General features: G+C 62.3%; 12 protein-coding genes. 6 read left to right on the forward strand and 6 right to left on the reverse strand.

Going from position 1 to position 15,294, the window contains the following annotated elements:
- The coding region (locus tag PQQ51_RS33315; RefSeq protein WP_408501449.1) for an OTU domain-containing protein at positions 1-1,005 on the reverse strand (1,005 nt) is incomplete at its 3' end.
- A 608-nt stretch (positions 1,006-1,613) separates the two neighbouring features.
- Here PQQ51_RS33315 and PQQ51_RS33320 point away from each other — a divergent pair.
- A complete protein-coding gene (locus PQQ51_RS33320) occupies positions 1,614-2,510 on the forward strand; it encodes an NAD-dependent epimerase/dehydratase family protein (protein ID WP_408501450.1) in 897 nt (298 codons plus the stop codon).
- A gap of 110 nt (positions 2,511-2,620) precedes the next feature.
- Positions 2,621-2,803 (forward strand): hypothetical protein, encoded by a 183-nt coding sequence (locus PQQ51_RS33325; protein ID WP_408501451.1) that lies wholly within the window; start codon positions 2,621-2,623, stop codon positions 2,801-2,803.
- Positions 2,804-2,823: 20 nt separating this feature from the next.
- Here the strand turns inward: PQQ51_RS33325 and PQQ51_RS33330 are convergent, their stop codons facing one another.
- A complete protein-coding gene (locus PQQ51_RS33330; RefSeq protein WP_408501452.1) occupies positions 2,824-4,191 on the reverse strand; it encodes an APC family permease in 1,368 nt (455 codons plus the stop codon).
- Between the two features lie 166 nt (positions 4,192-4,357).
- Complete coding sequence (locus PQQ51_RS33335; RefSeq protein WP_408501460.1) at positions 4,358-5,191, reverse strand: carbon-nitrogen hydrolase family protein; 834 nt, start codon at positions 5,189-5,191, stop codon at positions 4,358-4,360.
- A gap of 165 nt (positions 5,192-5,356) precedes the next feature.
- Here PQQ51_RS33335 and PQQ51_RS33340 point away from each other — a divergent pair, with 165 nt between their 5' ends.
- The gene (locus tag PQQ51_RS33340) at positions 5,357-6,208 is read left to right on the forward strand and encodes a helix-turn-helix transcriptional regulator (RefSeq protein WP_408501453.1); all 852 of its coding nucleotides are present in this window, start codon (positions 5,357-5,359) and stop codon (positions 6,206-6,208) included.
- Positions 6,209-6,365: 157 nt separating this feature from the next.
- On the opposite strand, the gene PQQ51_RS33345 is transcribed toward PQQ51_RS33340, so the two are convergent.
- The gene (locus PQQ51_RS33345; RefSeq protein ID WP_408501454.1) at positions 6,366-7,748 is read right to left on the reverse strand and encodes an NCS2 family permease; all 1,383 of its coding nucleotides are present in this window, start codon (positions 7,746-7,748) and stop codon (positions 6,366-6,368) included.
- 478 nt (positions 7,749-8,226) lie between these two features.
- Between PQQ51_RS33345 and PQQ51_RS33350 the strand changes: the two genes are divergently transcribed.
- From PQQ51_RS33350 to PQQ51_RS33360, 3 genes are all read left to right on the forward strand, one after another.
- Positions 8,227-9,186 carry a PRC-barrel domain-containing protein gene (locus PQQ51_RS33350; protein WP_408501455.1) on the forward strand — a complete coding sequence of 320 codons (960 nt, stop codon included), beginning with the start codon at positions 8,227-8,229 and terminating at the stop codon, positions 9,184-9,186.
- The gene (locus tag PQQ51_RS33355; protein WP_408501456.1) at positions 9,183-10,439 is read left to right on the forward strand and encodes an MFS transporter; all 1,257 of its coding nucleotides are present in this window, start codon (positions 9,183-9,185) and stop codon (positions 10,437-10,439) included. The genes PQQ51_RS33350 and PQQ51_RS33355 overlap by 4 nt, the downstream gene beginning before the upstream one ends.
- An 89-nt stretch (positions 10,440-10,528) precedes the next feature.
- Positions 10,529-10,762, forward strand: a complete 234-nt coding sequence (locus PQQ51_RS33360; protein WP_408501457.1) for a sulfurtransferase TusA family protein — start codon at positions 10,529-10,531, stop codon at positions 10,760-10,762.
- Positions 10,763-10,895: 133 nt separating this feature from the next.
- Here PQQ51_RS33360 and galU read toward each other — a convergent pair whose 3' ends face one another.
- A complete protein-coding gene (galU, locus tag PQQ51_RS33365) occupies positions 10,896-11,777 on the reverse strand; it encodes a UTP--glucose-1-phosphate uridylyltransferase GalU (protein WP_408501458.1) in 882 nt (293 codons plus the stop codon).
- Between the two features lie 74 nt (positions 11,778-11,851).
- Positions 11,852-14,731, reverse strand: a complete 2,880-nt coding sequence (locus PQQ51_RS33370) for a valine--tRNA ligase (protein ID WP_408501459.1) — start codon at positions 14,729-14,731, stop codon at positions 11,852-11,854.
- Between the last annotated feature and the right edge of the window lie 563 nt (positions 14,732-15,294).

Raw genomic sequence — 15,294 nt, forward strand, 5'->3', positions numbered from 1 at the left:
GGATTCGACCAGGGAAGCATTCCATCGAACGGTTTTCCGCGCGCGGGGAATTTCGCTGGCACGCAAGGTTGGACGTTTGTACAGAATGGAGCGAAGGTTGACGCCTGGCATAGGGGGCTGACTATTGTCCGGCGTCAGACGCCCGCCCTCTGGACCGGCTGCATGTACCGCTGGCCGCCCCGCCTGGACTAGCCATTCGGCGGTGTCCGATGCGTCAAAAAATTCATCGATATCCGTTTCGTCCAGATCGCCTGGCACTCCGGATGTCTCCACCACCGGCGCACGATTGCGAATAAGGGAGTGGGCCGGAAGCGCTTTGCCATTTACCACTGCGCTGTACCGGTTGTTTTTCAATCTGATTCTGATAGCACTGCCGGCAACATCTCCCACTTTCGACGATTTGCACTCCGGCTGGGCGTCTGGTTGGCGCAAACCGGGTGGGCATCGCGGCGCACTCCAGGGATCGGCCGGACGTTCGACGTCACCCAGCAATCTCACCTCGAGCTCCGGGTGATCGAACGCGTAGCGCCGGATCTCACGACGGAAGTAATCGGAGGCCTCCCGCTCGTTGGCCGGCACGTTGCCCCGAAAAATCCGCCTGACCGCATCCATATCCCCGCAAGCCTGCAGCGACTTCCAGATGGCGTTGAAAAAACAGTTGCCGTCAGGCGAAACCCAGACTCTTACACCGTTGATTACCGCCCAATAGTGGTTTCCCTCCACCTCGATAGATATCTCGTTAGCGCTGGGCCCCGTTGCACCAAAAAATTCATGGTGCTGACCGATCCTGACGTGAAGTGCCAGCCCGCCGATCTTCCAGCAAGGAAGTTCCGAAATTAAAAAGGGCATGGAGTCGGCCAGTTCGAAGTTCCACTCGCCATTGCGGCCGATGCGCTCCGCCTGGTCGAACCACCTCGATTCCGCAATATCGGGCTGTTCACTCAATTCATCTTCACGGCTTGAATCCGTTCGGGTCGTCGAATCTTTCTCTGCGTAACTGTGCATAAGCCGCCTCGGAATCGGACAGTTGCTTTTGAGCGGAACCGTGTGGTGCCCGGTCGCAACGTGCGCCGTTCTTGCAACTGGTCACCACTACGCAATGACACTTGCTCTAACAAAATCAATGCAAGAACGCCCGGCTCCTCAGGATGCAATTCATTCTGCTCCCCCTGATTCTCCCGTCGCTCCCTGGTGCTCGTTCCGGCACACTGGCTTCCGGCACCCTTCTCAACGCATGTTTCTATCAAAGGCCGCCAACGCAAACACGTTCGTACGCAGCATCAGAAATTAGACTTAACAATCAAGCGACCATGTTAAGAGCGCCACTTCCTTACCCACAATCTGGCCATTCATTTTTTTAAAAATAAATTCGAGTACCTGAATATATAAGTAGATAGTTTCACTAACAGACCGCACGCCTGGTACCTTTACCTTCCCGAACTGCCGGTGAGCGATCCGCGTCCGTGGTCGAGAAAAATCGCCGACACTCTTTCCCGGAAGTTTTATTGTTGATATCAAATCAAGAATGATTTGCGACCACAGCTGTTTTTGCAATGACCCGAGGCGAGGATACTGGTCACCTGTCGTTGCCTTTCCACCAACAGGAGAACGTCTTGAAGATTTTCATTACTGGCGCAAGCGGGTTTATCGGCGGTTCGATCGCGGCCCATCTGGTGCGCGCCGGCCATCAGGTCCGCGGCTTGATCCGCAAACCTGAACATAGCGCCGAGTTACAACGCCTCGGCATCGAGCCAGTCATCGGCACGCTCGACGACCGCGACCTGCTGATCACCGAAGCAAAAGCCGCGGACGCCGTCATCAATGCCGCGAGCAGCGATCACGAAGGCGCGGTGAACGCGCTGATCGAAGGTCTGGCCGGCTCTGGCAAACCGTTCCTGCACACGAGCGGCTCGAGTATCGTCGGCGATGCCTCGGGCGGCGAAGCGGGAGAAGCGCGCATCTATCACGAAGACGCCTTGCCCACGCCGACCGCGGACAAAGCGGCCCGCGTCGCGATCGATCAACTCGTGCTCGGCGCCGCGCAGCAGAACATCCGCTCGGCGGTGTTGTGCAACACGCTGATCTACGGCAACGGCGCGGTGGCCGGCAGCGCGAGCGTGCAGCTACCGCGGCTCGTGCGTCAGGCGCAAAAAAGCGGTGTCGTGCGTCATGTGGGCAGCGGCGGCAACATCTGGTCGAACGTGCATATCGACGACGTCGCCGAGCTTTATCGCCTCGCGCTGGAGAAAACGCCTGCGGGCACCTTCTACTTCGTAGAAAGCGGCGAAGCATCGTTTCGCGACATGAGCGCGGCTATCGCGCATGTGATGAAGTTGGGCGAGCCGCAAGACTGGCCGCTCGCAGAAGCGCGGAAGGAATGGGGTGATGAAATGGCCTCGTACGGCCTTGGATCGAACAGCCGGGTGCGCGGTGATCGCGCACGTAAGCTGCTCGCCTGGCAGCCGAAGCGCACGTCCGTGATCGACTGGATCGAGCACGAGATGATGTAATTACTGTAAGCGCCGCCGTTGCGAATCCGTAAGCTCGACTCGCTAGAATCGCTCTCACCTGAGAGAGTGATTTGAACAATACGAGTCGCACACAAGCCCGGATTTTATCGATGAACTTGGCGCTGAATTTCGACTGGCTGACCAACCTGATGGCGATTCTTTTCGTCGTAGCGTGCCTTTACGATGCTCGCTACGACGAATACGGTACGTTGACGCTGTCAGCAGCCGTGATGGGCCTGATCGTGATGGCAATCGAATTTTTCATCAAACCCGCGTTCGACATGTCGCTTTGAACACCTGAGCAACAACACCGTCAGACCGCCACTTCAGGCGGCGCCTGACGGAACCCACGCGTGATCCAGCCGAGATAGCACAGGCCCGCCACGAACCACGCCGCGCCGAGCACGAGCGCTGTTTTCTCCAGACTCACCAGCAACCATACATCGGCGATCGCACCGGCGAGCGGGAACAGCAGGCCGCCGATCACGCCCATCGCATTCGCGCCGCCCTTCGCGTTGAAGAACTGACGGATCACGCACAGATTGACCGCAGTGAACGCGAGAAACGCACCGAAGTTGATGAACGATGTCGACGTCGCCACATCCAGCTTCAACGCAACCAGTCCGATGGCGCCCGCGATCGCGATGTTCAGCGCCGGTGTCTTGAACTTCGGATGCACGAATCCGAAAATCCGCTTGGGCAGCACTTCGTCGCGTCCCATCGCATACAACAGGCGCCCGACGCTCGCCTGCGCCGAGATGCCCGACGCGAATTGTGCGAGGATCAGCCCGGCGAGAAACACCGTCACGAAGATATCGCCGCCCACTTTGCGCGCGACTTCGAACGCGGCCGAATCCGGATCCTTGAAAACCGCACCGGGATGCGCAAGCTGGACCGTGTACGCCGCGATCACGAAGATCGCGCCGCCGATCAGCGCAATCAGCACGATCGCACGCGGCATCGTCTTTTCAGGGGCAATCGTTTCTTCGGTGAGCGTCGAAACCGCGTCGAAGCCGAGATACGAATATGCGGCAATCGCAGCGCCGGCCATCGTTGCCGAGAACGGCACATGCGGCTTGAAGAACGGCTCCGCGGAAATCAGACCGCCGGGACCGGCGGCGGCCGTCACGTAATGGCAGCACAGCACGACGAACAACGCGACGATCGCCAGTTGCACCACCATCAGCACGATGTTGAAGCGATTTGCAAGTTCGATGCCGAGAATGTTCAACGCGCTCGTCAGTACGATGAACGCGACGATCCAGATCCATGCCGGAATATGCGGAAATGCCGCGCTCAGATATGCCGCGCCGATCAGCCAGATCACCATCGGCAGAAAGAAATAGTCGAGCAATGTGGCCCAGCCGATCATGAAGCCGAGATGCGGGTTGAAGCTTTTGCGCGTGTACGTATAAGCCGAGCCCGCGACCGGAAACAGTCGCGCGAGTTTTCCGTAGCTGAGCGCGGTGAAAACGATCGCGATCAATGCGATCAGATACGCGAGCGCGGCGGTGTCGCCGCTCGCGCTCGCGAGCACGCCGTATGTGCCGTACACGATCAGCGGCGCCATGTACGCGAGACCGAACAGCAGGACCGAAGGCAAGCCCAGCGTGCGTTTCAGATGCGTGGTCCGCGCCGCGGTTTTATGCTCGGCAGGCTCTGCGTTGGAAGAGGGATTCATGCGGTGTCTCCTGAGGCGAATGGACGAGCATCGGCCTGGGATGCGGCGCACGCTGCGCCGCTCCGGTCGAGTTCGATCAGACTTGCTGGATGCGCGTGTTCCGCGCGGTACGTGTTGGGGTTGTTAGCCGGCGCGCGTCGGTGACGAAAAAGCCGACGCGCCGCGCTCAACGTGCGCGAATCACACGTGAGCGCTGGCCGTTTTCACCGTCGACGGTCGCGAGGTCGAGTGCGATGCGCGCGTCGTGCAGATAGCGATAGTGCTCGCGCGCTCCTTCGAGCCGCGCCGGGTCGAGCGTCGCGCGCAGTACGTTCTGTTCGTGCCCCGCGTCGCCTACCACGTCGCCGAACGGATCGATCAGCGCGGATTCGCCGGGGAACGTGAGATTGTCGTCGCCGGGACCGATGCGATTCACGAGTGCCGCGAACATCTGGTTCTCCATCGCGCGCGCGACGATCGCACGGCGATGCACCGGCCCGAACGGATCCATGTTGCCGTTCGTCACGATCAGCAGATCGGCGCCGAGCGACGCGACCGCGCGCGCGGTTTCGGGAAATTCGATGTCGTAGCAGATCAGCAGGCCGACCGTCATCCCTTTGAAGCTGCATACGTCGTAACGGTCGCCCGCTTCGAACACGCCGACATCCGACGCCCACAGGTGCGTCTTGCGATAACGCAACGCGATGTCACCGTGTTCGTCGACCAGTACTGTGGTATTGAAAAAGCGGCTGCCGTCGCGCTCGGCGAACCCCACCGCGACGGCCACGCGCGCTTCACGCGCCGCGTTGCGCACGGCGGTGAGCGACGGGCCGTCGAGCGGTTCCGCGACGTCGCGGATGTTGTCGCGCGTCGGAAAGCCCGACAGCGTGGTCTCGGGAAATACGATCAGATCGGTGTCGGCCGAGCGTTGGCCGATGGTGTGCAGCACACGTTGTACGTTCGCGCCGTCCACGCCTGCGGCGCCGTCGACGATCGGTATTTGTGCCAGTTCGAGTTGCAGCATGCTGTCTCCGGTCCCATGCAAATTTGACTGCTGTTCCTGCCTGTCCGCTTCGCGTCTAATAGCGGCTGTTGCCAGGCCGCCCGCGTTCAAGGTTGAGCCTATTATTACCAGACATATTTTTGTTCGTAATTACCCAGCAGGGTTACCCTCAACGGAGCAGGCATGGAACTCGAATGGCGCGACCTCGCCTTTCATCGGGAGATCGGCGCGGTCGTCGAAGCACTCGACAGCGCTCAATTCTGGACCCGCCTGACCCGCGCGCTCGAACGCTATGTGGTGTTCGACAACTGGGTCGCCCTGCGCTTCACCGCCGGCGAGGCGCCGCTCGTCTGCGCGGAATCGCCGATGCCGGACGGCACCGTGGACGCGATGTTCCAGGATTATCTGGCCGCGCTCTACCAACTCGATCCGTTCTACATCGCCGCGACCGAACGGCCCGCGTCGGGCTTCGTCACGCTCGCGGACGTCGCGCCCGACAACTTCACGATGACCGATTACTACCAGCGGTACTTCAGGAAAAACATCGTCGGCGACGAGGTGCATTTCAACTACATGATCGACGCGCGGCATACGCTGGCATTCTCGCTCGGCGCGACGCAGCGCTATGGCGAGCGCGATCTCGCGGTTCTCGCACTGTGCGCGCCCTGGGTGATCGCGTTGTTGCGGCAGCGGTTGCCGTATGAATCGTTCGACACGTCGTCGTCGCGCGTACTGTCAAGCGATGCAACGATGGCAACCGGCGTGGAAACCGGCATGGAAACCGAAGCCCCTGCGTATGCCGCGCGTTTTGAACAGGTGTCGTCGGCGGGTGGCCGTTCATCGCTCACCGCGCGCGAGGTGGAAGTGGCCATGCTCACGTTGAGCGGATTCTCCACGCGCGCAATCGCGGAGAAACTCACGATCTCGTTCGAGACGGTGCGCGCGCACAAGAAGCATATCTACACGAAGCTGAACGTGAACTCGCAGTCGGAACTGTTCGCGCTGTTTTACGAAACGGGACGTAAAGGCGCATGAAGATGCGACAGCGATCAAGCAAAAAGAAACGCGGCGCATCGCAGTCAAAACCCTGCAAACACGCCGCGCCAAAATTGGAGAACAACCGACTACCCGCTCGAGCGAGCCAACCCAGGCCGCCCCGCTCTCACGCTACAACATATAAAACCACCGCCGCTCAGATCGCCCAGCCGCCGAGATAGAACGCGACCAGCACGACCGCGATCGCCACCGTACCGACATTCAGCTTGCGATACTCCCCGCTCACCACGCGGCCGATTACGAGCGTCGCAAAGCCGAGCATGATGCCCGTCACGATATTCGCGGTCAGCACGATAAACACCGCGCACATCAACCCCGACATCGCGTCGACCATATCGTCCATATGCAGCTTGCTGACATTCGACAACATTAGCAGCCCGACATACATCAAAGCCGGCGCAGTCGCATACGACGGCACTAAACCCGCAAGCGGCGAGAAGAACATCACGACGAGAAACAGCAGCCCGACCACCGCGGCAGCCATCCCCGTCTTCGCGCCGGCGGCAACGCCGACCGTCGATTCGATATAAGCCGCGGCCGGCGCGCCGCCGAGCAGCCCCGAGAAAACCGAGCTCAGCGAATCGGCCGTCAGCGCACGGCCGCCGTTGACGATCCGGCCGTTCTCGTCGAGTTGCCCCGCCTGTCCCGCGACGGCGCGGATCGTGCCGGTCGCGTCGAACACAGCGGTCATCACGAGCGCCAGCACGCTAGGCAGCACTGCCATCGACAACGCGCCCTTGATATCCATCGCGCCGATCGACGAAGCATGCCCCGGCGCGCTCAGCGAAGGCAGCGCGAACACGCCGTGAAACGCGACCGCCGGATCGATCACCAACGCGATCGCCGAAATCGCGACGATCACGATCAGGATCGAACCCGGCACGCGGCGCCGCACCAACCCGAAGATCGCCGCTAACCCCGCCACCGACATGATCGCCGGCAACGCGGTGATCTTGCCGAGCGCAACCGGCAGCCCGGCGCCCGGATTCTTCACGACGAGACCGACATCGTTGGCGGCGATCAGCAGCAGGAACAGACCAATACCGATCCCCGTTCCGTGCGCGATGCCGGTCGGCAGATTGCGCAGAATCCACGAACGCACGCCCGTCACCGAAATCGCGGTGAATACGACGCCCATCAGAAACACCGCACCGAGCGCGACGTTCGGATGCAGCCCTTTGCCGAGCACGAGGCCGAACGCGGTAAACGCGGTCAGCGAAATCGCGCAGCCGATCGCGATCGGCAAACGCGCCCACACACCCATCAGTAGCGAACCGAACGCGGTGGTCAGGCACACGGCGACGAACACCGCGCTGGTGTCGAAGCCCGCTTTGCCGAACATGCCCGGCACGACGAACACGGAATAGACCATCGCAAGGAAGGTCGTGATGCCCGCGACGATTTCCTGACGCTGCGAACTGCCGCGCGACGAGATTTCGAAGTAACGGTCGAGAAAGCCCTTGCCGTCGAATGATTCGACGCCGACTTCGGAAATCGGTTGGGCGTGGGGTTCCATCATGATGAGTGACTCCTTTATCAGCGCGCTGAAACGGCCGGCATCCGGCCGTCATCAGGTTCGTCTCGTTGAGTTGATTTAGTGTGGGTATCGCAAGGTTTGAACGTCGGTTTGCGTTCTTTTTTGCTGTCTCGAAATGTAGGGCAACACAAATATATCTCCCATCGCATGGATGGCATGCCAGACATGTCGCGACGCTTATATCGCTGCAGCGACGGCAAAACATGCACACAGGCCGCGCGTATACACCTACGGTTTGTCATGACGATGTGAAAGGGTTTTCCAGGGTTCGGCGCGCGCAAACCCCCGCGAGTCGCCGATCGGACTACGCGGCGCGGCATGAAGCGTGCGTGGAGAGGCCTGCCGGACCACCGTCGAAACCAGGCCGAGCCGGCGCCACGGGTTACACTCTGGCCCTTACCTGACATCACTGCGGCGGTCCGAGAGCGCCCGCCCGCACCGGCCCATGGAGTTCTTCTTGATGACTGGCGGTTTCTCGCGCCGAGCCTGGCGTCTGCCGATTCTTGCTGTCTTCGCGCTGTTCGCGCTGTCCGGTTGCAGCCTGTTGTGGGGGCCGCAGCAGGCGCCGATCGTCGAAGCCACGGTGATGCCCGTCGAACCCGCGAGCGCGCCGGTGGCGGCGTCCGAGCCGGAACCGGTCGAGACCGAACCCGCGGAACCCGGTCAGCCGAAGAAACCGAAGAAGCCGGTCGTCAAGCCGCACAAGGTCGAGCCTCCGCCGCCGGTCGTCGCACCCGCGCCGCCGCCTCCGCCGCCCCCGCCGCTGATCGTGGTGCGCACCATCGAGCGCAATGAGGCGCGCGCGCTGCTCGACAGCCAGGTGCAGAAGCCCGACGGCAAGGTGGTCGGCCGCGCTGTCGACATGATCACGGACGCGAGCGGCAAGCCGCGCGAGATGGTGGTCAATCTGCAGGGCTTCCTCGGCGTCGGCGATCGCAAGGTGAACTTCCCGTGGGGTGTGTTCCGCTTCACGCCGACCGCGAAGACCGCGCCGATCACACTCACCGCGCCCGGCGCGCCGTCCCAGCCCGCGAAGTCGCACGTCGTCGAATTGCCGTTGCTCGACGCGACGGTCGAACGCTCGAACGGCGCCAAGGTCGGCCGCGTGATCGACGTGCTGATCGACGCGAATGCGCAGCCGCAAGCCGTCGTGCTCGACGTCAACGGGATGGTCAGCACCGAGCGGCGCACGATTGCCGCGAACTGGTCGGCACTGCACTTCGTCACGAAGGACAAGGAACTGCAGCCGCTGATCGATCTGAGCGACGCACAGATCAACGCGGCGCCGCCCTACGCGAGCGACAAGCCGATTCGCGCCGTGTCGCCCGCGCCTCCCGCCGCGTCGGCCACGCCAGCCACGCCCGCTTCCACCGCGACGACGCCGGCCATCGCCGTGTCGAACGCACGGGCGGTCCGATGACGGCCCGCACGATGGTTACCGCGCGCAGCCTGCGCGCGCTCGACTGGATGAATTTTTTCGTCGCCAACGTGCAGACGGGCTTCGGTCCGTTCATCGCGTCGTATCTGGCTTCGCACAAATGGACCCAGGGCGAGATCGGCATGGCGCTTTCCGTCGGCACGATCAGCGCGATGGTGAGCCAGGTGCCGGGCGGCGCCGCAGTCGATGCGCTGCGCAACAAGAAAGGCGCGGCCGCGTGGGCGATTCTCGCGATCATCCTGAGCGCGGTGTTGCTGGCCGTGAGTCCGACGGTGCTGCCGGTGATCGCCGCCGAGGTGTTCCACGGTTTCGCCAGTTGCATGCTGACGCCGGCTCTCGCCGCGATTTCGTTCGCGCTGGTGGGACGCGCGAATCTCGGCGACCGGCTGGGACGCAACGCGCGCTGGGCGTCGATCGGCAGCGCGGTGGCGGCCGGCCTGATGGGTGTGTTCGGCGAATACTATTCGCCGCGCGCGGTGTTCTGGCTGACGGCGGCGCTCGCGGTGCCCGCGCTGTTCGCGCTCGCGATGATCCAGCGCACCGACACGATCGAGTTGCCGAAGGCCGGCCCCACGCCGCAGCAGATCGAGCGGCGCGAGAGCTTGCGGGAGTTGCTGCGCGACAAGCGGATGCTGCTGTTCGCGGCGTGCATCGTGCTGTTCCATTTGTCGAACGCGGCGATGTTGAATCTTGCCGCCGGCGAAGTAACGGCCGGCATGGGCGACAACGTGCAACTCGTGATTGCCGCGTGCATCATCGTGCCGCAGGCGATCGTCGCGATGATGTCGCCGTGGGTCGGCCGCTCCGCCGAGCGCTGGGGACGCCGGCCGATCCTGTTGCTGGGGTTTTCCGCGTTGCCGATCCGCGCGTTGCTGTTCGCCGGGATCAGCAGCCCTTACCTGCTGGTGCCGGTGCAGATGCTCGACGGTTTGAGCGCGGCCGTGTTCGGTGTGATGCTGCCGTTGATTGCCGCCGACGTCGCCGGCGGCAAGGGGCGCTATAACCTGTGTATCGGCCTGTTCGGGCTGGCGGCCGGGATCGGCGCGACGTTGAGTACGACCGCGGCCGGCTTCGTCGCCGATCATTTCGGGAATGCGGTGAGCTTTTTTGGGCTTGCCGCCGCGGGGGCGCTCGCCGTGTTGCTGGTATGGGCAGCCATGCCTGAAACGCGCGACGCGGCGGCGCAGGAGGACGGCGCCGCGGTAGCGGATGGGGGGAAGCCGGCGGTGAGGTGAGGTTTGCTTCGCCTTTCACCCCCTGCTGTAAAATTCGTCCTTCAACCCGGCGTCGGCACTCCGACGCCCTCACCCGAAGGTCATCGTCGATGCAAGTTCAGATTCACAAGGAAGTCGATGCGCGCGGGCTGATGTGCCCGCTGCCCATCCTGCGCGCCAAGAAGGCGCTCGCCGACATGGAAAGCGGCCAGATCCTCAAGGTGCTGGCCACGGATCCGGGCTCGCAACGCGACTTCGCCGCGTTCGCGAAGCAGACCGGCAACGAGATCGTCGAAAGCTCGGTCCACGACAAAATCTTCACGTTTCTGATGAAGCGTCGCTGAAGAGCGCCGCCCGCGCCGGACCCAAAGAAAAAGGCGCTGTGCCCGCGAATGCGGGACACAGCGCCTTTTTTACGTCCGGCTCGCGCTATCGACAGGCTGAATCAACCTTGCGATGACGCCGCCGTTCAGAAATTCAGCCCGCCAGCACCGGCGAACGCGTACGCAGATATTCCTCGAAATCCGCGGCCACTTCCGGGTGACGCAGCGCGAACTCGACCGTCGCCTTCAGATAACCCAGCTTGCTGCCGCAGTCGAAGCGCGTGCCGTGATACTTGTACGCGAGCACCTGCTCGTCGGCGAGCAGCGATTGAATCGCGTCCGTCAGTTGCAGTTCGCCGCCGGCGCCCGGCTTCAGCGCGCGCAGATGTTCGAAAATCCGCGGCTTCAGCACATAGCGGCCGACCACGCCGAGATTCGACGGCGCCACGCTCGGCTCCGGCTTTTCGACGATGCCCGACATCTTCACGATCGAGTCTTCCCACTCCTTGCCGTCGACGATGCCGTACGACTTCGTCTCCTGCTGCGGGATTTCTTCGACGCCGATCACCGAGCTGTGATAGTGGTCGAACACCTCGATCATCTGTGTCATCACGGGCGGCGTGCCGTACAGCAAGTCGTCGGCGAGAATCACGGCGAACGGGTTGTCACCCACCAGCTTCTCCGCGCACAGCACCGCGTGGCCGAGACCGAGCGCTTCCGGCTGGCGCACGTAGAAGCAGTCCACATGGCTCGGCTTGATGCTGCGTACGAGTTCCAGCAGCTTGTCCTTGCCGCGGGCTTCGAGTTCGGCCTCGATTTCGTACGATTTATCGAAATGGTCCTCGATCGCCCGCTTGGAGCGGCCCGTGACGAAGATCATCTCCGTGATGCCGGCCGCCATTGCCTCTTCCACCGCGTATTGAATCAGCGGCTTGTCGACGATCGGCAGCATTTCCTTCGGGCTCGCCTTCGTGGCAGGGAGGAACCGGGTGCCAAGACCTGCTACCGGAAATACCGCTTTTGTAACTTTTAGCATGTGATTACCCTGAGTCCTCTGATTTAGCTTTGGGTCCTTGCCCGCCCAGCGAGTGGACGGACACGAAGCATCGATCAGGCTGGCAAGCGGCTCAACTGAGCTTTCAGCTTGCCGATCGTGGTTTCGAATTCTGCCAGCCTTTTCTGCTCCTGCTCAACGACTGCCGGCGGCGCCTTTGCAACAAAGCTTTCGTTCTGCAACTTGGCATTGCACTTGATGACTTCCGTACTGAGCCGCGCAATCTCTTTCGACAACCGCTCGCGCTCCACCGCAACATCGATTTCCACCTTCAGCACGAGCTTGTCATTCCCTACGATAGCAATTGGCGCGCCATCCGCCTGCGCGTCGAGCGTTGCCTCGTCGGCAATGATCTGCACCTCCGACAAGCGGGCCAAGGCCTGCGCGTACGGAGCGAACGTAGCGAGACGCTCCGCGTTGCCGGCTGCGAGCAACGGCACCTTGACCGCCGGCGACAGATTCATCTCGCCGCGCAGGTTCCGGCACGCATCGATCACGGCCTTCAGGTCGGCCGCCCATTGCTCGGCGTCTTCATCGATCTTCGACGGTTCCGCAACGGGATAAGGCTGCACCATGATGGACGCTTCACCCTCGGCTTTGCCCTCGGGATAACGGCCGGCCAGCGGCGCAACCTTCTGCCACAGCGCCTCGGTGATAAACGGAATCACCGGATGCGCGAGACGCAACACCGTCTCGAGTACGCGCAACAACGTGCGGCGCGTGGCCCGCTGCTGGTTCGGCTGACCCGTCTGGATCTGAACCTTGGCGAGTTCGAGATACCAGTCACAGTATTCGTCCCATACGAACTTGTATAGGGCGTTGGCCACATTGTCGAAGCGATAGTCGGTGAAACCCTTGGCGACTTCCGCTTCCACGCGTTGCAGGCGCGACACGATCCAGCGGTCGGCCGACGAGAAATTCAGATGGCCGTCAGGGCCGCACTCGCCGCATTGTTCCGGCTTGCCGAAACCGCAATCGTGGCCTTCGCAGTTCATCAGCACGAAACGGGTGGCATTCCACAGCTTGTTGCAGAAGTTGCGGTAGCCTTCGCAGCGCGCCAGATCGAAGTTGACGTTGCGCCCAAGCGTGGCCATCGACGCCATCGTGAAGCGCAGCGCGTCCGTGCCGAACGCCGGGATGCCGTCCGGGAATTCCTTGCGGGTTTTCTTTTCGATCGATGCGGCCTGCTTCGGATTCATCAGCCCGGTGGTGCGCTTGGCGACGAGCGAGTCGAGGTCGATGCCGTCGACGATATCGATCGGGTCGAGCGTATTGCCCTTGCTCTTCGACATTTTCTGGCCTTCGGCGTCGCGCACGAGACCGTGTACGTAGACCGTGTCGAACGGCACCTTGCCGGTGAAGTGCGTGGTCATCATGACCATGCGCGCAACCCAGAAGAAGATGATGTCGAAGCCCGTGACCAGCACCGACGACGGCAGGAAATGCTTGAGTTCCGGCGTTTGCGCCGGCCAGCCGAGCGACGAAAACGGCACTAGCGCAGACGAGAACCATGTGTCGAGCACGTCGTCGTCACGCTTGAGCGCGCCGGTGTAGCCGGCCTGGGTGGCTTTGTCGCGGGCGGCTTCTTCGGTGTTCGCGACGAAGATCTCGCCGTTGTCGCCGTACCATGCCGGGATCTGATGGCCCCACCACAACTGGCGCGAGATGCACCAGTCCTGGATGTTTTCGAGCCACTGGTAGTACGTGGTGCTCCAGTTTTCCGGCACGAACCTGATCTCGCCGCTGCGTACTACGTCCAGCGCGGTTTCGGCGATCGACTTGCCCGGATTGAAGGTGCCTTCCGGCGCCGGCTTGCTCATCGCGACGAACCACTGGTCCGTCAGCATCGGTTCGATCACGACGCCCGTGCGGTCGCCGCGCGGCACCATCAGCTTGTGCGGCTTCACCGATTCGAGCGCGCCGAGCGCTTCGAGGTCGGCCACGACCTGCTTGCGGGCTTCGAAACGGTCGAGGCCGCGGTATTGTTCCGGCGCGTTGTCGTTGATCTTCGCGTCGAGCGTGAGGATTTCGATCATCGGCAGCTTGTGGCGCAGGCCGACCTGATAGTCGTTGAAGTCGTGCGCCGGCGTGACCTTGACGACACCGGTGCCGAATTCGCGGTCGACGTAATCGTCGGCGATGATCGGGATTTCGCGGCCGGTGAGCGGCAGCCTGATCGTCTTGCCGATCAGGTGTGCGTAGCGCTCGTCTTCCGGGTGGACCATGGCGGCGGTGTCGCCGAGCATGGTTTCCGGGCGCGTGGTGGCGACCGTCAGATGGCCCGAGCCGTCGGCGAGCGGATACTGGATGTGCCACAGGTGGCCGTTTTCTTCTTCGCTGACCACTTCGAGATCCGAGACCGCGGTGAGCAGCACCGGATCCCAGTTGACGAGACGTTTGCCGCGATAGATGAGGCCCTGTTCGTAGAGGCGTACGAAGACGTCGCGCACGGCGGCGGACATCTTGTCGTCCATCGTGAAGTATTCACGCGACCAGTCGATCGACGCGCCCAGACGGCGGACCTGATTCGTGATGGTCGAGCCGGACTGCTGCTTCCATTCCCACACGCGTTCGACGAATTTCTCGCGGCCGAGGTCGTGGCGCGACACGCCTTTTGCGTCCAGTTGCCGTTCGACGACGATTTGCGTGGCGATACCGGCGTGGTCCGTGCCCGGCACCCACAGCGTGTTTGCGCCGAGCATGCGGTGATAGCGGGTGAGGCCGTCCATGATCGTCTGGTTGAACGCATGGCCCATGTGAAGGGTGCCGGTGACATTCGGCGGCGGCAACTGGATCGAGAAGTCGGGTTTGTTTTCGTCCAGGACGGGTGCGGCGTACGCGCGCTTCTCCCATTCGGGGCCCCAGTGGGCTTCGATGGTGTGGGGCTCGAAGCTTTTGGCAAGCGTGGAGGTCGGGTCGCTCGGGGTCTCGCTCATGTGTCGGTCTGCATGTAAATACGGGGAATACTCGATTATAAGGGGCGCTGCGCGCCTGGGGATTTTGGGGGGCGTTTTTTGCCTGCAGCGGTTGGGGTTTTCTGGTTTGCCTACGGCGGTTGGGGTTTTCCTCATTTCTTTGTGGTCTATTTGGGTTGCCCCTGTGCGGGGCGGCACTTACTTTCTTTGCCGCCACAAAGAAAGGTAAGCAAAGAAAGCGGCTCACACCGCCAGTGCTTGGCGTTGCCCAGAGTACGTCACTGCCGGTGGCCCCGGAGCATCCGGGCCATCGCGCACTCCGCGTGAGTGACAAGGCCGTCATCAGTTCCGGCGGCGCTGCGCGCGCCGGAGCGGTACTTCATCAACCACTCCCTTTCTTTCGCGTTAGCGCGGGCCGTCGCTTCGCTCGGCGCGATGCCCCATGCAAACCTTCGGTTTGCGCGGACCGGTCCGGCGAGCACGCAGTGCGAGACGGGATGTGACATGGCCTTGTCACTCACACCGAATGTGCGACACGCCGGATGCTCCGGGGCCACCGTGGGTGACGTGCTGCTGGTAACTCA

The organism is Paraburkholderia xenovorans (genome assembly GCF_046030735.1).
GTDB classification, from domain to species: domain Bacteria; phylum Pseudomonadota; class Gammaproteobacteria; order Burkholderiales; family Burkholderiaceae; genus Paraburkholderia; species Paraburkholderia xenovorans_A.

Coding starts and splice junctions, on each gene's coding strand:
- PQQ51_RS33325 (WP_408501451.1), top strand. CDS start 2,621: ATGAACTTGGCGCTGAATTTCGACTGGCTGACCAACCTGATGGCGATT.
- PQQ51_RS33330 (WP_408501452.1), bottom strand. CDS start 4,191: ATGAATCCCTCTTCCAACGCAGAGCCTGCCGAGCATAAAACCGCGGCG.
- PQQ51_RS33340 (WP_408501453.1), top strand. CDS start 5,357: ATGGAACTCGAATGGCGCGACCTCGCCTTTCATCGGGAGATCGGCGCG.
- PQQ51_RS33345 (WP_408501454.1), bottom strand. CDS start 7,748: ATGATGGAACCCCACGCCCAACCGATTTCCGAAGTCGGCGTCGAATCA.
- galU (WP_408501458.1), bottom strand. CDS start 11,777: ATGCTAAAAGTTACAAAAGCGGTATTTCCGGTAGCAGGTCTTGGCACC.
- PQQ51_RS33370 (WP_408501459.1), bottom strand. CDS start 14,731: ATGAGCGAGACCCCGAGCGACCCGACCTCCACGCTTGCCAAAAGCTTC.
- PQQ51_RS33350 (WP_408501455.1), top strand. CDS start 8,227: ATGACTGGCGGTTTCTCGCGCCGAGCCTGGCGTCTGCCGATTCTTGCT.
- PQQ51_RS33355 (WP_408501456.1), top strand. CDS start 9,183: ATGACGGCCCGCACGATGGTTACCGCGCGCAGCCTGCGCGCGCTCGAC.
- PQQ51_RS33360 (WP_408501457.1), top strand. CDS start 10,529: ATGCAAGTTCAGATTCACAAGGAAGTCGATGCGCGCGGGCTGATGTGC.